The sequence below is a fragment of the Mycobacterium sp. M26 genome (assembly GCF_001494595.1).
GTDB lineage: Bacteria > Actinomycetota > Actinomycetes > Mycobacteriales > Mycobacteriaceae > Mycobacterium.
Map to the genome: position 1 here is coordinate 716077 of NZ_LN929908.1, position 19205 is coordinate 735281.

Here is a 19205-nt window from a genome sequence, read left to right on the forward strand (position 1 = left end):
GCCTCTTTTCGTGCCGATAGGCTCGACGTCGATGAGTGAGCAGCGCAGTCAAGCCGACCGCCACCGGGCGCAGGGGTTTGCAACCAAGGCCATCCACGCCGGCTACCGGCCCGACCCCGCCACTGGTGCCGTCAACGCACCGATCTACGCCAGCAGCACCTTCGCCCAGGACGGCGTGGGCGGACTGCGCGGCGGGTTCGAGTACGCGCGCACCGGTAATCCCACCCGCGCCGCCCTGGAGGCGGTGCTTGCCGCCGTCGAGGACGGCACCTTCGGGCGGGCGTTCAGCTCCGGAATGGCCGCCAGCGACTGTGCGCTGCGCGCGGTGCTGCGTCCCGGCGATCACCTGGTGATTCCCGACGACGCCTACGGCGGCACCTTCCGCCTGATCGACAAGGTGTTCAGCCAGTGGGGTGTGGAGCACACCCCGGTCGCACTGTCGGACCTCGACGCGGTGCGCGCGGCGATCACCAGCCGGACCAAGCTGATCTGGGTGGAGACCCCGACCAACCCGCTGCTGTCGATCGCCGATATCGCCGGCATCGTCGAGATCGCGTCGGTGGCTGGGACGAAAGTGTTGGTGGACAACACCTTTGCCTCACCGGCATTGCAGCAGCCGCTGACCCTGGGTGCCGACGTGGTGCTGCATTCGACCACGAAGTACATCGGCGGCCACTCCGATGTGGTCGGTGGTGCGCTGGTGACCAACGACGAGGAACTCGACGCCAAGTTCGCGTTCCTGCAGAACGGGGCCGGCGGCGTACCCGGCCCGTTCGACGCTTACCTGACGATGCGCGGCCTGAAGACGTTGGAACTGCGGATGCAGCGGCACAGTTCGAACGCCGCGCAGGTGGCCGAGTTCCTGGATGGCCACGACGCCGTCAGTCAGGTGCTCTACCCGGGGCTGCCGAGCCATCCCGGCCACGAGGTGGCCGCCCGCCAGATGCGCGGCTTCGGTGGCATGGTGTCGGTGCGGATGCGCGGCGGTATCGAGGCGGCACGCCGGTTGTGCTCGCGTACAGAGGTTTTCATTCTTGCCGAGTCGCTCGGCGGGGTGGAGTCGCTGATCGAGCACCCGGGTGCGATGACGCACGCGTCGACGGCCGGCTCGCAACTGGAGGTGCCTGACGACCTGGTGCGCCTGTCCGTCGGTATCGAGGACCCGTCCGACCTGCTCGGGGACCTCGAGCAGGCCCTAGGCTAGCGCGGACCGGATCGCCGCCGTCGTCACCGCGAGGTTGACGTCGGCCATCTGCGCGTCATCCACCCAGGTTCCGCTGGCGATCTCACTGGCCCGGCCCGAAACCCATTGCCAGCCGCGCTCATTGAGTGACAACAGCACACCGAGCGCGTTCACGGTGTGCAACAGCGACACGATGGTGGCGGTCTGGGGGTCCGGCCGCTGACCGTCGAACAGCGCGGCCAGCAGAGCCGCCCGGGCCCGGTCCACCCGGGCGCGGTTGGCCATCGGCCACGCATACTCATTGCGGCGGAACCGATGTGAGGACAGCTGAATCTGGTGCAGCTGACCGGTCCGCAGCAGCTGATCGAGCACATCGTCCTCGGCGTGCTTGCGCAGCTTCGCGATCGCCGCGGCCGGCGTGATGGGCGCCTGCAACAGCAGAGCCAGCGCCGGGCGCAGCACCGGGTCCAGTGGGGGCGGCCCGGCCAGCGCGACCAGCCGGTCCGGGGGCACCGGTTCCTGCGGCAGCGCGGGCCGAACCCGGCACTCGTAGGCCAGGTCCAGAAGAACGGCGGCGGCCATCAGGCGCGCCACGGTGCCGCGTTCGACGGCAGGCTGGGCCGCTGCGTTGTCCAGCAGCAGGAGCAGGAGATCTTCGGCGATGCGGGCCACGCGTCGGCGGGCTAGCCCTGGTAGGGCTCCGCGCTGACCAGCGACACCTTGACGGTGTTGCCGTTGGGCACGGTGTAGGTCCGCGTCTCGCCGACCTTGGCGTTGAGCAGGGCGGCGCCCAGCGGAGAGTTGGGGGAGTAGACCTCGAGCTTGTCGTGGTCGATGCCCTCCTGGCGGGTGGCGATCAGGAAGCTCTCGGTATCCGACTCGTCGCCGTCGTAGTAGACGGTGACGACCGAGCCGGGCAGCGCCACGCCGGAGACCTTGGGGGCCTCACCGACCTTGGCGGTGGTCAGCAGTTCCTGCAGCTGACGGATCCGCGCCTCTTCCTGGCCCTGCTGCTCGCGGGCGGCGTGGTAACCGCCGTTCTCCCGCAGGTCGCCTTCCTCGCGCCGGTCGTTGATCTCGGCGGCGATGACCGGACGATTGGCGATCAGCTGATCGAGCTCGCCCTTGAGCCGGTCATAAGACTCCTGGGTCAGCCAGGTCACCTGGGTATCGGTCATCTCGTCGTGCTCCTCATTCGTTGGTTCCGCGGCGTCCGCGGTGCAGTCTGTCTGTCGCTGCCGGGAACATGCGGACGTTTCCGCGTGTATTGCCATCGAAGAGCTGCGTATAAACGCGCTAATGAAGCAATACACGGCTCCCAGCAGGAACCGTGTATCCGCCGAGTCTACCACCGACGCCGCTTCCGACTTTCATGATTTGGCAGTTCGGCGTTCGTTCGCAGGCCACCGCAGCGACGCCCGCGCCGTAGGTGAACTTACGGCGTGACCAGGTACGACGGCACATCCATGCCGCAGCCGTAGATGTCTCCGACGTAGGGCTGCTTGTAGGACTTGACGGTGGCGGTGATCTGCACGGTCTTCTGGGTCGACGGCGGCACCAGGATTTCCCGCCGGCCCGTCTCGGCGCCGTCGCGCGACCGGACCCGCACGATGCAGTGCGCGGGCCGCGACGGGTCCTTTCGCGTCACGCTGATCGTGACCGATACCGTCTGGCTGTCCAGGACCTCGTAGGCGGCCATCGAGCCCTCGACGTCATTGCCCTCGAAGCGCTGGTAGCCCAGGATTGCGACCACAACGCCCAGCACCAGGGCCAGCGCACCCAGGGCGATGGCCAGCCGGCGCCGGGTCACCGGCGACATGCCCTGCCGGCCGTACCTGGACTCGAGCTGGGTCGGGCTCTCGGTCATCGTGTGGAGTGCATCTCTCGTCAGCGGGCTTGATTACGGGTATGCAAGCCGCGGATGGAACTATTGGACTATAGGACGTGCTGTGAGCGTTGCAGCACTACGCAGGGTGCAGCACGAACAAGAGCAGATCGAGGGAGACGTGACCGAACTGCGGTTGATGGCCGTTCACGCCCACCCGGACGACGAGTCCAGCAAGGGTGCGGCTACCTTGGCGCGCTATGCCGCCGAAGGACACCGGGTCCTGGTCGTCACGCTGACCGGAGGTGAGCGCGGGGACATCCTGAACCCGGCGATGGACCTGCCCGAGGTGCGCGGCCGCATCGCCGACGTCCGGCGTGACGAGATGGCCAGGGCAGCGGAGATCCTCGGCGTCGAACATCGCTGGCTGGGATTCGTCGACTCCGGGCTGCCCGAGGGTGACCCGCTGCCGCCGCTGCCGGAGGGCTGCTTCGCCGAGGTGCCACTGGAGCAGCCGGTGGCCGAACTGGTCAAGGTGATCCGCGACTTCCGTCCGCACGTGATGACCACCTACGACGAGAACGGTGGCTATCCGCACCCCGATCACATTCGCTGCCACCAGGTTTCGGTCGCGGCCTACGAAGCGGCTGCCGACGCCGGTCTGCATCCCGACGCCGGGGATCCGTGGAGCGTCAGCAAGCTCTACTACAACCATGGCTTCCTGCGGGCCCGACTGCAGATGCTGCAGGACGAGTTCGCCAAGAACGGCCAGGAGGGTCCGTTCGCCAAGTGGCTGGAGAACTGGGACCCGGAGATCGACGTGCATGCGGGCCGGGTGACCACCCGGGTGCCGTGCTCGGAGTACTTCGCCGTCCGCGACGAGGCGCTCAAGGCACATGCCACCCAGATCGACCCCACCGGTTTCTTCTTCGCGACACCCATAGAGTGGCAGCAGCGGTTGTGGCCCACCGAGGAGTTCGAACTGGCTCGCTCGCGGGTTCCCGCCGACCTGCCCGAAGATGACCTGTTCGCCGGAATCGAGATATTCGAGTGATTGACCTGTTGACCACCGCGGTGTCGGTGCTCGCCGACCCCCCGAAGAACTCTGGGCCGGACTTCGGCAAGGCCAGCCCGGTCGGTCTGCTGGTGATCGTGCTGCTGCTCATCGGCGTGTTCATCCTCGGCTGGTCGATGAACCGGCACCTCAAGAAGCTGCCGAAGAGTTTCGACGCCGAACCCGAGACGGTGACCGAGATCGAGGACGCCGCCGGGGAGAGCCAGGCTGACGCCGAGAGCGGGAAGCCGACCCGTGAGTCCAGCGGGTAACGCCCTGGCCGGGGCCACCAGCCCCTACCTGCGCCAGCACGCCGACAACCCGGTGCACTGGCAACAGTGGACCCAGGCCGCCCTGGACGAAGCCGCCCGCCGCGACGTCCCGATCCTGCTGTCCATCGGCTACGCCGCCTGTCACTGGTGCCATGTGATGGCCCATGAGTCCTTCGAGGATGAGCAGGTGGCGGCGGCGATGAATGCCGACTTCGTCTGCATCAAGGTCGACCGCGAAGAGCGTCCCGATATCGACGCGATCTACATGAACGCCACCGTCGCCATGACCGGTCAGGGCGGCTGGCCGATGACCTGTTTCCTGACCCCGGACGGCCGGCCGTTCTTCTGCGGCACCTACTACCCGAAGCCGCAGTTCCTGCAGCTGCTGGCCGCGGTCGCCGAAACCTGGCGCCTTCAGCGTGACGACGTCGAGCAGGCCTCCGACCAGGTGGCAGGGGAGCTGCGCCGGATGGCCTCGGGCCTGCCCGGCGGTGGTCCGGAGATTCAGCCCGCGCTGTGCGATCACGCCGTCGAGGCCATCCTGCGCGACGAGGACGTTGAGCGGGGCGGCTTTGGTCAAGCGCCGAAGTTCCCGCCGTCGGCCCTGCTGGAGGCGCTGCTGCGCAGTCACGAACGCACCGGCTCGCCGGTGCCGCTGGCCGCGGTGGCCCGCACGGCGGTGGCCATGGCGCGCGGCGGGATCTACGACCAGCTGGCCGGTGGGTTCGCGCGCTACAGCGTGGACACGGACTGGGTGGTGCCGCATTTCGAGAAGATGCTCTACGACAACGCGCTACTGCTGCGGGCATACGCGCACCTGGCGCGGCGAACCGGCGATCCGCTGGCTCGCCGGGTGGCGGCTGAGACCGCCGCGTTCCTGATCAACGACCTCGCCGAGGGTGGCATGTTCACCTCGTCGCTGGACGCCGACGCCGCCGGCTCGGAGGGCTCGACGTACGTGTGGACGCCCGCGCAGCTGCGCGAGGTGCTCGGCGATGACGACGGAGCTTGGGCGGCAACGGTTTTCACTGTCACCGCGGACGGCACCTTCGAGCACGGCAGCTCGGTCCTGCAGCTGCTGTCCGACCCTGACGATGCCGACCGCTTCGAGCGGGTGCGCGCCGCGTTGCTGGCGGCCCGGGCGCAGCGGGTGCAGCCCCCGCGGGACGACAAGGTCGTGACGGCGTGGAACGGGCTGGCGATCACCGCGCTGGCCGAAGCGTCTGTGGCCCTTGATGATTCGACCTTGCTCGATGCGGCGGTGCAGTGCGCGGAGCTGATCGTGGACCTGCATATCGTCGACGGGCGGCTGCGCCGGGCCAGCCTGGGCGGTGTGGTCGGCGACAGCGCCGCCATTCTGGAGGACCATGCCGCGCTGGCCACCGGTCTGCTCAGTCTGTACCAGCTCACGGGCGACCGGTCCTGGCTGTCGACGGCTGCCGAGCTGATCAGCGTGGCGCTGCAGCACTTCGCCGATCCGGACCGGCCCGGCCGCTGGTTCGACAGTGCCGATGACGCCGAGGCTCTGATGGTGCGGCCCGCCGATCCACTTGACGGTGCCACCCCGTCGGGGGCGTCGCTGATCGCCGAGGCGCTGCTGACCATCGGGCACATCGTCGACGGCGACTGGGCGGCCCGCTACGGCGAAGCCGCCGCCGAAACCCTGCTGGCGCATTCGCCGCTGCTGGCTCGGGCGCCACGCTCGGCGGGGCACTGGCTGGCCGTGGCCGAGGCCGCGGTGCGCGGTCCGCTGCAGGTGGCCGTCTCCTCGCCGGACGCTGGTTCGGACCTGCTGGCCGTGGCGCGCCGGATCGCGCCGGGCGGCACGATCGTCGTCGGCGGACCGGTGGATTCCTCGCCCCTGCTGGCCGGGCGGGACCGGGTACGCGGTCTGGATGCGGCCTACGTGTGCCGTGGCCGAACCTGCGATCTTCCGGTGACCACTGAGAGGGATCTCGCCGACGCGCTCGGTGTGTCCGTGTAGCGTTCCGGCCATGCCGAGTGCCGAGCAGATCACCCAGACCGTCACCCAGTATCTCGACTTCGTCGCCAAGGGCGACGCCGACAGCATTGCGACGCTGTATGCCGCCGACGCGACCGTCGAGGATCCGGTCGGTGGCGAGGTCCACATCGGCCGGCAGGCCATCCGCGCCTTCTACACCGCGGTCGAAAACGCCAATGGCCAAGCGGATGTCGAGACGTTGCGGGTGCTCGGCCACGAGGCGGCGTTCTACTGGACGCTGGCCATCCACGGCATGAAGATCAGCATCATCAGCGTGATGACGTTCGACGACGAGGCCAAGATCGCCTCGATGAAGGCCTACTGGGGCCCGGAGAACATCAGCACGGGCTAGCTCAGAAGACCGCGAACCACATCGCGATGTAGTGGCAGATCGCCGCGACCGCGGTGCAGGCGTGGAAGAACTCGTGATGGCCGAACGTCGTCGGCCACGGGTTGGGCCACTTCAGTCCGTAGAGCACGCCGCCGATGCTGTACAGCGCGCCGCCGACGATCAGCAGCACCATGGCCGCGACGCCGGCGCCGTTCATGATCGGCACGATGAACCAGACGGCCACCCAGCCGAGCAGCAGGTAGAGCGGAACGCCGACCCAGCGCGGCGCGGACGGCCAGAAGCACTTCAACAGCACTCCGGCCGCCGCGCCACTCCAGACGATGGTGAGCAGAATGGCGCCGCTGCGTTCGGGCAACGCCAGCATGGCGAACGGGGTGTAGCTGCCGGCGATGAAGATGAAGATCATCGAATGATCGAGGCGCTTCATCCACTTGCGCGCCGACGGCGAGGTCCAGTTGACCCGGTGGTAGGTGCCGCTGACAGTGAACATCGCCACGATCGTCAGCGTGTAGATCAGGGTGGAGATACCGGCCCGGGTGCCCTGCAAGGACCACGACACCGAGACCAGCGCGGCGCCGGCGATGGCCGCGATCACGGCGGCGTAGACGTGAATCCAGCCCCGCAGGCGCGGTTTTCCGAGGAATTCGACGGCGGCGTCGACGACGGCTTCGGGGAAGTCCTCGGCGTCTGACGACTGGGAGCGACGGGGGTCGGCGGTGTCGACTCCTGAGGTCATGTCACCTCCATTGCGCACGGGGGTACGTGATGCTCACAGTAGTCTTACTTGTCGTGGAGATCATTCCGCCTCGCCTCAAAGAACCGGCTTACCGGCTCTACGAGATGCGGCTGCGCCAGGAGCTCGCGCGCTCGAAGTCCGAGCTACCGCGGCACATCGCAGTTCTGTGCGACGGCAACCGGCGCTGGGCTCGTGACGCTGGTCACGACGATGTCAGCTACGGCTACCGGATGGGCGCCAAGAAGATCGCCGAGATGCTGCGCTGGTGCGCCGACGCCGGCATCGAGATGGCCACCGTGTATCTGCTGTCCACCGAGAATTTGCAGCGCGACCCCGACGAGCTGGCCGCCCTGATTGAGATCATCACCGACGTCGTCGAGGAGATCTGCGCGCCGACGAACCGGTGGAGCGCACGCACGGTCGGTGATCTGGAGCTCCTGGGGGAGGAGCCGGCCCGCCGCGTCCGCGAGGCCGTCGACAGCACCGCCGGGCTGCCGCCGGCGTCCTTTCACGTCAACGTCGCCGTCGGATACGGCGGACGCCAGGAGATCGTCGACGCGGTGCGGGCGCTGCTGAGCAAGGAACTGGCCAACGGCGCCACCGCCGAACAGCTCGTCGAAGCCGTGACCATCGACGGCATCTCGGAGAACCTGTACACCTCCGGCCAGCCTGACCCCGACCTGGTGATCCGCACCTCCGGCGAGCAGCGGCTCTCCGGATTCCTGTTGTGGCAGAGCGCCTATTCGGAGATGTGGTTCACCGAGGCGCACTGGCCGGCCTTCCGCCGGGTCGACTTCCTGCGCGCGTTGCGCGACTACAGCCGCCGTCACCGCCGCTTCGGTCAGTAGCGCGTGACACACTGAGATCATGGCTGCGCTCTCGGCAGTGGTCTTCACGCTGAGCTGGTGGCTGGGCCTGTATCTGCTGGCACGCGACCCGCGTAAGCCGGTCCTGGCTCTCGCCGCCATCGGGCTGTGCGGTTTCGCCGCCGTGGTGGCGCTGGACGCCGTGCGGCTGGTCAGCGTCGCGCACGCCGACCTGCTGGGCCAGATCGAGATCTATCTGGTGGCCGTGCCCGGAGTGGCGTGGTTCGCCGTGGTGCTGGAGCTGGCGCGTCCCTCGGACACCTGGCGCAGCCGGGCCACCGAGCTGACCCTGATCGCGGTGGTGGCCACGCTGGCCATCGTCGGTGCCGCGATGGCCGGCAGTGTGGAGGGTCCGTTGCGAGCCGGGCACTGGGTGATGTTCGCGGTGATCTCGGCCTCGACGCTCGGGGCGATGGTGGCCGCGGTGCGCCGGCCGTCGCAGCCGGCGCGGGTCGCAGGCGTGGTGGTCATTGCGACCTTGTTCTTCGCGCTGGGCAACGCGATCCTGGTGATTCCGCTGGGCTTGCTGCCGAGCTGGCTTGCCTTGGCCTCCACCGGTTTTGACGTCCTGCTGCTGGGTGTGGCCGTCGCGTTGTGGGATGCCTTCGATGAAGGTCAGGCCTTGCGGGCCGACATGCTGCGGTCTTTCGCCGGGACCGTGGTGGTGGCCGTGCTGTTCGGCGGGCAGGCGCTGATCGGGATGGCCGTGGTCGACGGTGGGGGACCGGGCCGCACCGCGCTGACGGTTCTGCTGTTCACCAGCCTGGCGATCTCGATCGCCATCACGGTGCTGGCCGATCCGTTGGCCGGTCTGCTGGACCGGCTGGCCTTCTCTCGCTCGCCCCGGCTGTCCGCCGAGCGCGCGGCACTGCGCAGCACCGAGGCGGCGCTGCCGTTGGTGGCGCCGAATCCGTTGGACGGGGTGGACGAGGAGACGTTCGTTCGGCTGACCCGCCGGGCTCTCGGGCATTACAGCGATCTGTCCAAACTCGTGGCCAGCCCGCTAACGCAACTTCCGCTGATCGGCGAGCGGCTGGCCGCCCGCGGCGCTCCCGACCAGCCGCTGGAACGGGCCAACGAACTGCGGGCCCTGCTGGCCGATCACATCGTGCGGCTCAAGCCGCGTGACGGCGGTGAGTTCGGCACCACCGAACACTGGCGCTACTACAACTCGCTGTACTTCCCGTATGTGGTCGGCGTCCGGGCCTACGCCCAGAACGCGACGGCAGCCGGCCTCGATCCGGTGGCCCGGCAGGCCTGGCAGTGGTTCGTCACCGAGGTACCGCAGCGCTCGCTTCACAATTGGCAGAACGCGGCCGCCCGATTGATCGCCGCGGACCTGCGGGCTCAGGTGGCAGTCGCCGGCTCCTGAAGGTCGCTGACCTGCAGTTGGCAGTAGCTGGCAGTGCCGGGCGTCGATCTGGCAGTGACTTACGAGCAGCCTCGAAGGTGTCCGAACCACCGCTCAACGAGGAGCAGTTGTCATGACCGCCATCGCCACCCGACCCTTGTCGGATTCCACGGATTCACTGCTGCGGTTCGCGCTGCGGCTCGACGCCACCCTGACCGGCTTCCTCGGGTTGGGCATCGCGATGATGGCTGACCCGATGGCCCGGCTCACCGGGCTTACTCCGCTTCAGGAGTACGTCATCGGTGCGGCCTTCGTGCTCTACGGCGTCGGCGTCTACGCGCTGGCCGCGATGCCCGACATCCGTAGGGTCGGCATCGCTCTGGTGGCGGCCAACACGGTCGGCACGGCCGGCTTCATCGCGGTCGCCGCAGCGGTGCCGCTGGCCACCGGGGGCGTGGCCGTGGCCCTCGCGTGCTCGGCATACACCGCTTCGTTCGCCGTTCTGCAGTACCTCGGAGTGCGCCGTCTGGCGTGACTCCCGCCCCGCCGGTGTGGGGCACCGCCGTAGAGGTTTCGGCGCGGGCCCCGCACCGGCTTTCCCTGACCCACCGAGAAAGGACCATTCATGACCACTCTGACCACTGGAACTGACTCGCTGCTGCGGCTGGCGTTGCGCATCGACGCGGTGTTCTCCGGATTGTGCGGCCTCGCCCTGATCGTCGCGGCCGACCCGCTCTCCGAGCTAACTGGGCTGCCGACGGCGGCCGAGTACGCCATCGGCGCCACCTTCCTGATCTACGCCACGGCCATCTTTCTGGCATCCCGGCTCGAGCGGGTCCGCACGGCCGGTATCGCGTTCGCCATCGCCAACGTGTTGTTCACCGTGACGACGGTCGCCGTGGTGCTGGCCCGGCCGCTGGAGTTGACCACTGCGGGTGTGGTGGCCGTGCTCGCAGCGGGCGTGGCCACCCTGGTGTTCGCCGACCTGCAGTACCTGGGCGTGCGACGGATCAAGGCCTAGGGCGAGCCGTTCGCCCCGGTGGATCCTGTTGTCCCCGGGAACGATCCACTGCCGCCCGGTCCGCCGGTGCCACCGAAGGCCGCGCCGCCGGCGGACGTCGCGTTGCCTCCTGGCCCGCCGTCGCCGCCATTGGCACCACCGGAGGTGCCGGCGCCCCCCTGGCCGCCGTCTCCGCCGTTCGCGTCTCCCGATCCCGAGGTGTTGGCCACACCGCCCCCGCCGCCGGTACCGCCTTGGGTGCTCCCTGCGCCGCCAGTACCGCCATCGCCGCCGTAGACGTTTCCGGTCGACGAGGGATTGAAGTTGAACGCGCTGCCGCCCAATCCGCCGTTGGCGCCAGTGGCGTTGTTGGAGTCACCGCCCCGGCCGCCAACGCCGCCCAAGGTGTCACCGTTACCGGCGCCGACCGCCGACCCGCCCGAGCCGCCGATGCCGCCGGTGCTTCCGTAGCCGCCCTGGCCGCCGTTGCCGCCGACGCTGTTGCTGGAACCCGCTCATCACTCTTCCCCCTGATCTACGTGGTTGTGCCCGGCGCGCCATCGGCGCCGTTGGTGCCTGGGAAGGTTCCCGTGCCACCTGTTCCTGGTTCACCGCCGGTCGGTTCGCCGCCGGTGGCATTGCCGCCATTGCCGCCGTTACCGCCGTTGCCGCCAGTCTCGGTGCCGTCGCCGCCATCGCCGCCCTGGCCGCCGGTCGATTCGCCGATACCCGCGGTGTTCGACGTTCCGCCCGTGCCACCGGCGCCGCCGAACGAAGGCCCGCTACCGCCGTCGCCCCCGGCGCCGCCGGTCACGCTGGCCTCCGAAGTGATCGAATAGATGACGCCACTTCCGCCATCACCGCCGTTGCCGCCCTTGAGCGTTTCGCTTTCGCCGCCATTCCCGCCGGCACCTCCGGTGACAACACCGGTGCCATTGGTTGAGGCTGCGCCGCCGGTCCCGCCTTTCCCGCCCGTGACGCCGGTCCCACCGATACCGCCTGCGCCGCCGATCGCCGCGCCCGAGCCGAGGTTGGTGACGAACGACGAACCACCGGCGCCGCCGACACCGCCCTTGGTGGTGGCGCCAGAGCCGCCTGCGCCGCCGGCGCCACCTTGGCCGCCGGTCGACGTGCCGCTGCCTTCGCCATAGGCCTTTCCGCCTGCGCCGCCTTGGCCGCCGTTGTTGCCTCCGGCGCCGCCGATGCCGCCCTGACCGCCGTTGGCGTCTCCAGAGCCGAGGGCATTGGCATTGCCGCCAGCGCCCGCGTTGCCGCCGTTACCGGCGCTGTTGCTCGTGGCGTCGCCGGCATTGCCACCCGCCCCGCCGGTGGCGTCACCGCTGCCGTTGGTGGTCGCATCGCCACCGTTACCGCCGGAACCACCACTGGTGAAGCCGGTGGCTCCGGTGCCGCCCACGCCGCCGACGACGTTCTGTGTCGAGGATGCGTTGTCGACGGTCGCGCTGCCGCCGGTGCCGCCGCTACCCCCCTGGTTGATCGTGCCGACACCGCCGTCGCCACCATCGCCGGCATTGACAACACCGGTGCCGAGGGTGCTCGCAGCGCCCCCGAAGCCGCCACTTCCACCGGCCGTGCCAACGCCGCCCTTGCCGCCGGTGCCACCGGTCGCGGTGGCGGTTGACGCTGCGTTGTTGGTGAACCCAGCGCCGGCGGATCCGCCATTCCCGCCCACCCCGGTGGGTCCGCCGTTGCCACCGTTGCCGCCATTACCGCCGGTGGCCGCGCCGAGCCCGCTGTTGTACGCCGTTCCGCCCTGGCCGCCTTGGCCGCCGAGAATCGCGCCGTCACCGCCGGTTCCGCCGGCCCCGCCGGTCGAGTCACCGCTCGACGAGCTGTTCTGGGCCGTGGCGACGCCACCTTCGCCGGCGGCGCCACCATTTCCGCTGAGCCCGAGGCCGCCGTCGCCGCCCGCACCGCCGATCGCGTCCCCGGTCCCGTTGGCGAATGCCAGACCTCCGCTGCCGCCCCGTCCGCCGTTGGTGCCGCCCTGACCGCCGTCACCGCCGGCGCCGCCGACGGCGTCGACCGAACCGCCGCCATTGCCCCAGCCGCCGTTGCCGCCCTTGCCGCCGTTGGTTCCCGCCGCGACGGCCCCGCCGTTGCCACCCGCCCCGCCGTTGCCGCCCTTGCCACCCGTTCCGCCGTTGCCGCCGTTGCCGCCGCGCTCACCCGGATCGGTTCCGTCGGCACCGTTTGTGCCCGCACCTCCGTCGCCGCCGTTGCCGCCCTCGCCGCCCCTGCCACCGGCACCGCCGTTGCCGACGACCGAGCCGCCGGTTCCACCGCTACCGCCGGCGCCGCCCTTGCCGCCGGCCTGACCGGTCTGACCCGAGTCGCCCGGGTTGGTCCCGGGGGCGCCGGTGTCGCCGTCGGATCCGTTGCCGCCGTTACCGCCCTTGCCGCCGTTGCCGTTGGTGCCGCCGTTACCGCCGTTGCCGCCCTTACCGCCATCGGTTCCGGATGTGGTGGGGCTGAAGCCGTCGCCGCCGTCGCCGCCGGAGCCGAACAGTCCGCTGATGCCGGTGCCTGCCGCGCCCGCGGTTCCTGCTGTGCCGCCGTTTCCGACACTGCTGCCGGCCGCGCCGCCCGTACCCGCGAGACCCAGTGCGCCCGCGTTGCCGCCGGCGCCGCCGCTACCGCCGTCGAGTGATGCCGCCGTGCCGTCGCCGCCGTCGCCGCCATCACCCGGGGTTCCGGCGTTGCCGCCATCGCCACCGTTGCCACCACTACCGTTGGAACCGGTGCGGCCCAACAGAAGTGCGCCGCGACCGGCGGTGCCGCCGATGCCACCGGACCCGCCGACGCCACCGGCTCCGCCGTCGCCACCGTCCTGGCCGGATTGCCCGGGGCCGCCGTCCGTGCCGTTGGTGCCGGAGCTGCCGTTGCCGCCCTTGGCGCCATTGCCTCCGGTGCCGCCATTGCCCCCGATGCTGAAGAACGCCAGAAGTCCTGCTGCGCCGCCGTTTCCGCCTGCGCCGCCGGCTCCGCCGTCGTTGCCGTCGTTGCCATCGGTCCCGGGTGCGGTGACCGCGGCCCCGGCTGTTCCGATCGCACCGTCGCCGCCCTTGCCGCCGTTACCTGCGGTGCTGGCGATCGCGAAAAACCCTGTGCCGCCACCATTTCCGCCAGCTGCACCGGCGCCGTTGTTGACCCCGGTCACACCGTCGATCCCGTCGCCACCATCCCCTCCGGTACCGGAGAGGGTTCCGCCCGACCCGCCGTCGCCGCCGCGGCCGTTGTTGACGCCGCTGACGCCATCGCCACCGTCACCGCCGTCGCCGATCAACCCCGCCGAGCCACCCTTGCCGCCGTTGGCCCCGTTGCCGCCGTTGCCGTAGAGCAGGCCGCCGCGCCCGCCGGCGCAGGACAGGCTGGTGCACGTGGTCGAGGTGAAGCTGTAGCCGTCGCCGACCAGCAACCCGGCGTCGGGATGGTCTGCGGTGCCGTCACTGATGAAGACGGCCACGAAGTCGGCGATCGGGTTGCCGGTCGCGGAGGCTCGTACCGAGGCCGACGTGACGGTCGGGCTGTGGCTCACCGTGGCAACCGGGGCACTCAGGGCCACGGATGGACGCACCGTTCGCTTGCCGGCCTTCGACGATGACGCCGAAGCCGAGGAGTCATGGCGCGCCGACGATCCCGTCGACCCGGTATCGGCTTGTGCGCTACCCGCAGCCCACGCGATTCCGACGCCGACGCCCAGCGCGACGGCCAGACCTCCGACACGACCCACCCAGCATCCAGCCGACGACGTCATCACTCTTCCCCCTGATCTACGTGGTTGTGCCCGGCGCGCCATCGGCGCCGTTGGTGCCTGGGAAGGTTCCCGTGCCACCTGTTCCTGGTCGTTCTGCCCGTTGACGCCGGGCGTGGTGGACGACGCGCCGTTGACACCGCTACCACCGGCACCGCCGTCGGCGCCCTTGCCGCCCTTGCCGCCGGCCCCGCCGTTGCCCGAGATCGATCCGCCGGCCCCGCCGTTACCGCCCTTACCGCCGTCACCGCCCTTGGTGCCGTTGCCGCCGTTGGCGCCCGGAGTCGAGCCGGCGGTTCCGCCGCTACCGGCGACCCCGTCTGCGCCGTTACCGCCTGCGCCGCCGTTGCCGACCGATCCGCCGTTTCCGCCGTCACCACCTGCTCCGCCTGCACCGCCGGGAGTTGTTGCCGCCGAGCCGTTTCCGCCCTTACCGCCGTTGCCGCCGCTGGTGACGGCCGCGCCCGTCAGACCGTTGTCGCCGGGGCCGCCGCCGCTCCCGCCGGTGCCACTGGCTCCGCCGGTTCCGCCGGCGCCCGCCTGCCCGGGATTGCCGCCGTCGCCGCCCCTGCCACCGTTGTAGCCGGGGCTTCCGGCGGAGAAGGAGATGCCGACACCGCCGTCGCCGCCATTCCCGCCTTGCCCGGCGGCCCCGCCGTTGCCGCCCGTGCCTCCGATGCCGTTACCGCCTGCGCTGCCGAACAGGATCGAACCTCGGCCCGCGTTCCCGCCCGCGCCGCCGTCGCCGCCCTTACCGCCGTTTCCGCCGTCGCCGCCATCCTGGCCGGGTCCCGCGGGTTCGCCGTCGAAGCCGAGGGCGCCGCTACGGCCGTCACCGGCCCGGGTCCCGTTTCCGCCGTCGCCGCCGGCACCACCGGTTCCGCCGGATCCGCCGCGGCTGAACAGGGAGAGCAACCCTGCGCTGCCGCCGGCGCCACCGGCGCCACCAGCGCCGCCGGCTTCCCCGGGGTTGCCATTCGCCCCGTAGTCGCTGGCGGACGAACCGTCGTGGCCGTCGCCGCCCTTGCCGCCTGCGCCACCGTCGCCGCCCCGGGCGCCGATCGCGAATAGTCCAGTGCCGCCGCCGTTTCCGCCGGCCGCACCCGCGCCGTTGTTGATTCCGGCGAGACCGTCGATGCCTGTGCCACCAGCCCCGCCGTTACCCGAGAACAGTCCGCCGGAGCCGCCGTCGCCGCCGCGGCCGTCGTTGACCCCATCGACGCCGTCGCCGCCGTTGCCGCCGTTGCCGAACAGGCCGGCCGAGCCGCCGTCCCCGCCACCGCTGCCGTTGCCGCCGTTGCCGGAGATCAGTCCGGCGCGGCCACCGGCGCAGGACAGCTGGGCGCAGGTCGCGACCGTGTAGCTGTAGCCGTTGCCGACGAGCAGTCCGGCGTCGGGGTGATCGGCGGTGCCGTCGCTGACGAAGATCGCCACGAAGTCGGCGATCGGGTTCCCGCTGGCCGAGGCGCTGACCGAGGCGACTGGACCACTCGGGGTGGTGACCGCAGTTCTTGCCGTCGAGGCCGCCGCCCGGGAGGTGACGGTGGGGGTGTGGGTGACCGTGACAGCCGGGGTGCTCAGCGCCGTGGCGGGACGCACGGCCGTGGTGCGCTTGCCGGCCTTGGACGTCGATGCCGAGGCCGAGGATTCGTGCCGCGCCGACGATCCCGTCGACCCGGTATCGGCCAGTGCGCTGCCGGCCGCCCACGCGATTCCGATTCCGACGCCCAGTGCGACGGCCAGACCGCCGACCCGGCCCACCCACAGGGCGGCAGACGGCGACACAACGGGTGCTGAAGCCATGGCGGGTTCCTCGGAGTCGTGCGGCCCTGACGGGTGGACACACGGAGGAAAGAGCCCGCGGACTGACCCGACCTCAGCGCAGTTGAACCATATCTATGTGTGCGCTGTGAAATAGTCTTTTGCGCTCAGAAAGACCTGAAAGTTCACCCGCGTAACCCGCCCCGGCTAGGGTGTGCCGTCATGCAGGTCGACGTATTCGCGGCGTCTCGTCGGGCAGTCCTGGAAGAGGCGGGCGGCGTGACCGCCGAGGGCTTCCCGATGACCAGCTGTCTGGTCGAGAGCTTCCCCACCCAGATCACCATCCCGCTGGTGCTGGCAGTGCACACCTCAGGCGGTGCCGATTACGAGATGCGGCGGTTCATCATCGCCAAGTCGCCTGAGGGAGAGCGGATGGGCCTGCTCGACTTCGCCTGGCAGTGGCCCGACAATCCGGGCAGCCCGGTGAAGTTCCGGGTGTTCGCGCATTACCTGTCGATCTCGGTGTACTTCGCCGGGGTATACACCATCGGCCTGTACGAGGATCCCGACGGTGAGCCCGAGGTGGCCTTCCCGCTGCCCGTGCTGCGGCTCAACCCGTTGACCGGCGCCGCCAACTAGAGCTGATTGTCGGACTCCTCAACGCGGCTCGTGCCTCGCCGCTTGATCGTCGTCCGACTAGAGCTGATTGTCGGACTCCTCAACGCGGCTCGTGCCTCGCCGCTTGATCGTCGTCCGACTAGAGCTTGCGCAGTCGCAGCCGGTTGATCGAATGGTCGGCGTCCTTGCGCAGCACCAGCGTTGCGCGCGGGCGGGTCGGCAGGATGTTCTCGATCAGGTTGGGCCGGTTGATCGAACTCCAGATGTCGCGCGCGGCCGCCACGGCCTGGCTGTCCGACAGTCCGGCGTAGTGGTGGAAGTGCGACGCCGGGTTGGCGAACGCACCGCTGCGCAGCGCCAGGAACCGCTCGATGTACCACTGCTCGATGTCCTCGATCCGGGCATCGACGTAGACGGAGAAGTCGAACAGGTCCGAGACCATCAGGGTCGGGCCGGTCTGCAGGACGTTGAGGCCCTCCAGGATGAGGATGTCCGGGTGGGTGACGACGTGTTTCTCGCCGGGCACGATGTCGTAGATCAGGTGCGAGTACACCGGCGCGCACACCTGGTCGGCGCCCGACTTCACCGACGTCACGAACCGCATCAGTGACCGGCGGTTGTAGCTTTCCGGAAAACCCTTGCGATGCATCAGGTTTCGCCGGGTCAGCTCGGCGTTGGGGTAAAGGAACCCGTCGGTGGTGACCAGGTCCACCCGCGAGTGGTCCTCCCAGCGGGCCAGCAGGGCCTGCAGCACACGCGCGGTGGTCGACTTGCCGACCGCGACGCTGCCGGCCACGCCGATGACGAACGGCACCGGCCGGTCGGGATTCTGCTGCGGCTCGCCGAGGAACTCCGCGGTCGCGGCGAACAGCCGCTGGCGGGCGGCCACCTGCAGATGGATCAACCGGGCCAGCGGCAGGTAGACCTCTTCGACCTCGAGCAGGTCGATCTGCTCGCCCATACCGCGCAGCCCGACCAGCTCGTCCTCGGTGAGCTTCAACGGAGTGGACATGCGCAGACCGCGCCACTCACTCCGGTTGAACTCCACGTAGGGGCTGGGTTCACTCAGCCGCGCCATGGGCACAGTCTTGCAGCTAGCGTTGTCCGCATGCAGCCCGGCACCCTCATCCGCGACTACCTCATGCTCGGCTTGCGCTTCGATCGCATCGAGGACGGCTACGTCGACTCCTTCACCGGCGACCCGGCGCTGCGCCGGGCGGTGGCCGACGAGCCCGCCCCCGAGCCCGCCGAACTGGCCCGCCAGGCCGACCGTCTGCTGGCCGATCTGCCGCAGGTTCCACGCATTGACGGCTTCACCGATCAGCGCGCCGACTTCATCGGCGCGCACCTGAGAGCGCTGGCCTGCTCGGCCCGCAAGTTCGCCGGTGAACCGGTCGGCTTCGTCGATGAGGTGCAGGCCTACTTCGACGTCCGCATCAGCCGCGGCGATGAGGACCGCTACCGCGAAGCGCACGCCCGCATCGACGAGGTGCTCGGCGGCAGCGGCCCGCTGGTCGAACGGATGGCCGCCCACCGCAGCGCCGAGGAGATCCCGCCGCACCGCCTCGAGGAGTGCATCCACGCCTTCTCCAGTGCGCTGCGCGACACCGTGCGGGCCACCTATCCGCTGCCCGACGCCGAGACCATCGTCTACGAGGTGGTCACCGACAAACCGTGGTCGGGCTTCAACTACTACGAGGGCAACTTCCGTTCGACGGTCGCGGTCAACGCCGATGTCAAGCAGCAGATGGCCAACCTGCCGCGACTGGTCGCCCACGAGTCCTATCCCGGCCATCACACCGAGCACTGCCGCAAGGAGGCCGGTCTGGTCGCCGGCCAGGATCAGCAGGAGCAGACGATCTTCCTGGTCAACACCCCGCAGTGCCTGATGGCCGAGGGGCTGGCCGACCTGGCGCTGTACGCCGCGGTCGGGGCCGGGGCGAGCGGAGCGACGGGGGGAACCGGAGGCTGGGGGAGTTGGGCCGCCGATATCTACGCGGGAGTTGGGCCGCCGATATCTACGCCGATCTGGGGCTGCGGTTCGACGGTGAACGCGCCGAGGCGCTCGCCGAGGCGTCGGCGGCGCTGGCCGAGGTGCGCCAGGACGCGGCGCTGATGCTGCACGACGAGCATCGCGACGTTGACGATGTGGCCGCCTTCCTGCAGCGCTGGATGTTGATCGACGATGCCCGGGCCCGGCAGTCGCTGCGGTTCCTGTCCGATCCGCTGTGGCGGGCCTATACGAGCACCTATGTCGAGGGCTACCGGCTGCTGCGGTCCTGGCTCGACGACCGCCCCGCGGAGGTGGGTCTGACGCAGCGGTTCGGCCGGCTTCTGGACGAGCCGCTGATCCCGTCGTCGCTGCGGGCCGAGGTGGCGTAACACACGGCGCGCGGGCCGATAGGCTTGG

Annotated in this window: 17 protein-coding genes and 1 pseudogene; 11 read left to right on the top strand and 7 right to left on the bottom strand. The window is 70.0% G+C overall.

Going from position 1 to position 19205, the window contains the following annotated elements:
- Nucleotides 1-31: 31 nt before the first annotated feature.
- Entirely contained in the window at nt 32-1204 is a 1173-nt protein-coding gene (locus tag BN3385_RS12955) for a cystathionine gamma-synthase (protein WP_059017147.1), read from the top strand.
- Here BN3385_RS12955 and BN3385_RS12960 read toward each other — a convergent pair.
- The 3 genes from BN3385_RS12960 to BN3385_RS12970 form a co-directional block, all read right to left on the bottom strand.
- Nucleotides 1196-1855 carry a GPP34 family phosphoprotein gene (locus BN3385_RS12960; protein ID WP_059017148.1) on the bottom strand — a complete coding sequence of 220 codons (660 nt, stop codon included), beginning with the start codon at nt 1853-1855 and terminating at the stop codon, nt 1196-1198. The genes BN3385_RS12955 and BN3385_RS12960 overlap by 9 nt on opposite strands.
- An 11-nt stretch (nt 1856-1866) precedes the next feature.
- Nucleotides 1867-2361 carry a transcription elongation factor GreA gene (greA, locus tag BN3385_RS12965; protein WP_059017149.1) on the bottom strand — a complete coding sequence of 165 codons (495 nt, stop codon included), beginning with the start codon at nt 2359-2361 and terminating at the stop codon, nt 1867-1869.
- 257 nt (nt 2362-2618) lie between these two features.
- Entirely contained in the window at nt 2619-3050 is a 432-nt protein-coding gene (locus BN3385_RS12970) for a DUF4307 domain-containing protein (RefSeq protein WP_059017150.1), read from the bottom strand.
- A 139-nt stretch (nt 3051-3189) separates the two neighbouring features.
- On the opposite strand from BN3385_RS12970, the gene mca reads away from it, so the two are divergent.
- The 4 genes from mca to BN3385_RS12990 are packed head-to-tail and all read left to right on the top strand — an operon-like array spanning nt 3190 to nt 6688.
- Nucleotides 3190-4062 carry a mycothiol conjugate amidase Mca gene (mca, locus tag BN3385_RS12975; protein ID WP_059021899.1) on the top strand — a complete coding sequence of 291 codons (873 nt, stop codon included), beginning with the start codon at nt 3190-3192 and terminating at the stop codon, nt 4060-4062.
- Nucleotides 4059-4334, top strand: a complete 276-nt coding sequence (locus BN3385_RS12980) for a hypothetical protein (protein ID WP_059017151.1) — start codon at nt 4059-4061, stop codon at nt 4332-4334. Before mca ends, BN3385_RS12980 begins: the two co-directional genes overlap by 4 nt.
- Nucleotides 4291-6318, top strand: coding sequence for a thioredoxin domain-containing protein (locus tag BN3385_RS12985; RefSeq protein ID WP_197415297.1), 2028 nt, complete (start codon nt 4291-4293; stop codon nt 6316-6318). The genes BN3385_RS12980 and BN3385_RS12985 overlap by 44 nt, the downstream gene beginning before the upstream one ends.
- A 10-nt stretch (nt 6319-6328) precedes the next feature.
- On the top strand, nt 6329-6688 hold the full coding sequence (locus BN3385_RS12990; protein WP_059017153.1) for an SgcJ/EcaC family oxidoreductase: 360 nt from the start codon (nt 6329-6331) through the stop codon (nt 6686-6688).
- A gap of 1 nt (nt 6689) precedes the next feature.
- Here the strand turns inward: BN3385_RS12990 and trhA are convergent, their stop codons facing one another.
- Complete coding sequence (trhA, locus tag BN3385_RS12995) at nt 6690-7424, bottom strand: PAQR family membrane homeostasis protein TrhA (protein WP_059017154.1); 735 nt, start codon at nt 7422-7424, stop codon at nt 6690-6692.
- Nucleotides 7425-7477: 53 nt separating this feature from the next.
- On the opposite strand from trhA, the gene BN3385_RS13000 reads away from it, so the two are divergent.
- The 4 genes from BN3385_RS13000 (at nt 7478) to BN3385_RS13015 (ending at nt 10662) form a co-directional block, all read left to right on the top strand.
- Nucleotides 7478-8272 carry a (2Z,6E)-farnesyl diphosphate synthase gene (locus BN3385_RS13000; RefSeq protein WP_059017155.1) on the top strand — a complete coding sequence of 265 codons (795 nt, stop codon included), beginning with the start codon at nt 7478-7480 and terminating at the stop codon, nt 8270-8272.
- Nucleotides 8273-8291: 19 nt separating this feature from the next.
- Entirely contained in the window at nt 8292-9662 is a 1371-nt protein-coding gene (locus BN3385_RS13005) for a hypothetical protein (RefSeq protein WP_059017156.1), read from the top strand.
- Between the two features lie 112 nt (nt 9663-9774).
- Nucleotides 9775-10176, top strand: a complete 402-nt coding sequence (locus BN3385_RS13010; protein WP_059017157.1) for a hypothetical protein — start codon at nt 9775-9777, stop codon at nt 10174-10176.
- 90 nt (nt 10177-10266) lie between these two features.
- Nucleotides 10267-10662 (top strand): hypothetical protein, encoded by a 396-nt coding sequence (locus BN3385_RS13015; RefSeq protein ID WP_059017158.1) that lies wholly within the window; start codon nt 10267-10269, stop codon nt 10660-10662.
- On the opposite strand, the gene BN3385_RS28940 is transcribed toward BN3385_RS13015, so the two are convergent.
- Both BN3385_RS28940 and BN3385_RS29205 read right to left on the bottom strand, forming a co-directional pair.
- A complete protein-coding gene (locus tag BN3385_RS28940; protein ID WP_059017159.1) occupies nt 10659-11045 on the bottom strand; it encodes a hypothetical protein in 387 nt (128 codons plus the stop codon). The genes BN3385_RS13015 and BN3385_RS28940 overlap by 4 nt on opposite strands.
- 131 nt (nt 11046-11176) lie before the next feature.
- Nucleotides 11177-16219 carry a PE family protein gene (locus BN3385_RS29205; RefSeq protein WP_286141770.1) on the bottom strand — a complete coding sequence of 1681 codons (5043 nt, stop codon included), beginning with the start codon at nt 16217-16219 and terminating at the stop codon, nt 11177-11179.
- A 180-nt stretch (nt 16220-16399) separates the two neighbouring features.
- On the opposite strand from BN3385_RS29205, the gene BN3385_RS13030 reads away from it, so the two are divergent.
- Complete coding sequence (locus BN3385_RS13030) at nt 16400-16816, top strand: hypothetical protein (RefSeq protein ID WP_059017161.1); 417 nt, start codon at nt 16400-16402, stop codon at nt 16814-16816.
- 118 nt (nt 16817-16934) lie between these two features.
- Here the strand turns inward: BN3385_RS13030 and coaA are convergent, their stop codons facing one another.
- A complete protein-coding gene (gene coaA, locus BN3385_RS13035) occupies nt 16935-17873 on the bottom strand; it encodes a type I pantothenate kinase (protein WP_059017162.1) in 939 nt (312 codons plus the stop codon).
- Nucleotides 17874-17903: 30 nt separating this feature from the next.
- Here coaA and BN3385_RS13040 point away from each other — a divergent pair.
- Nucleotides 17904-19177: pseudogene (locus tag BN3385_RS13040) on the top strand (DUF885 domain-containing protein).
- The last annotated feature ends 28 nt before the right edge of the window (nt 19178-19205 follow it).

Bases quoted from the DNA above. Each gene is read 5' to 3' on its own strand.
- BN3385_RS12970 (WP_059017150.1), bottom strand. From the start codon at position 3,050: ATGACCGAGAGCCCGACCCAGCTCGAGTCCAGGTACGGCCGGCAGGGC.
- BN3385_RS13030 (WP_059017161.1), top strand. From the start codon at position 16,400: ATGCAGGTCGACGTATTCGCGGCGTCTCGTCGGGCAGTCCTGGAAGAG.
- BN3385_RS13005 (WP_059017156.1), top strand. From the start codon at position 8,292: ATGGCTGCGCTCTCGGCAGTGGTCTTCACGCTGAGCTGGTGGCTGGGC.
- greA (WP_059017149.1), bottom strand. From the start codon at position 2,361: ATGACCGATACCCAGGTGACCTGGCTGACCCAGGAGTCTTATGACCGG.
- coaA (WP_059017162.1), bottom strand. From the start codon at position 17,873: ATGGCGCGGCTGAGTGAACCCAGCCCCTACGTGGAGTTCAACCGGAGT.
- trhA (WP_059017154.1), bottom strand. From the start codon at position 7,424: ATGACCTCAGGAGTCGACACCGCCGACCCCCGTCGCTCCCAGTCGTCA.
- BN3385_RS29205 (WP_286141770.1), bottom strand. From the start codon at position 16,219: ATGGCTTCAGCACCCGTTGTGTCGCCGTCTGCCGCCCTGTGGGTGGGC.
- BN3385_RS13015 (WP_059017158.1), top strand. From the start codon at position 10,267: ATGACCACTCTGACCACTGGAACTGACTCGCTGCTGCGGCTGGCGTTG.
- BN3385_RS13010 (WP_059017157.1), top strand. From the start codon at position 9,775: ATGACCGCCATCGCCACCCGACCCTTGTCGGATTCCACGGATTCACTG.
- BN3385_RS12990 (WP_059017153.1), top strand. From the start codon at position 6,329: ATGCCGAGTGCCGAGCAGATCACCCAGACCGTCACCCAGTATCTCGAC.
- BN3385_RS12955 (WP_059017147.1), top strand. From the start codon at position 32: ATGAGTGAGCAGCGCAGTCAAGCCGACCGCCACCGGGCGCAGGGGTTT.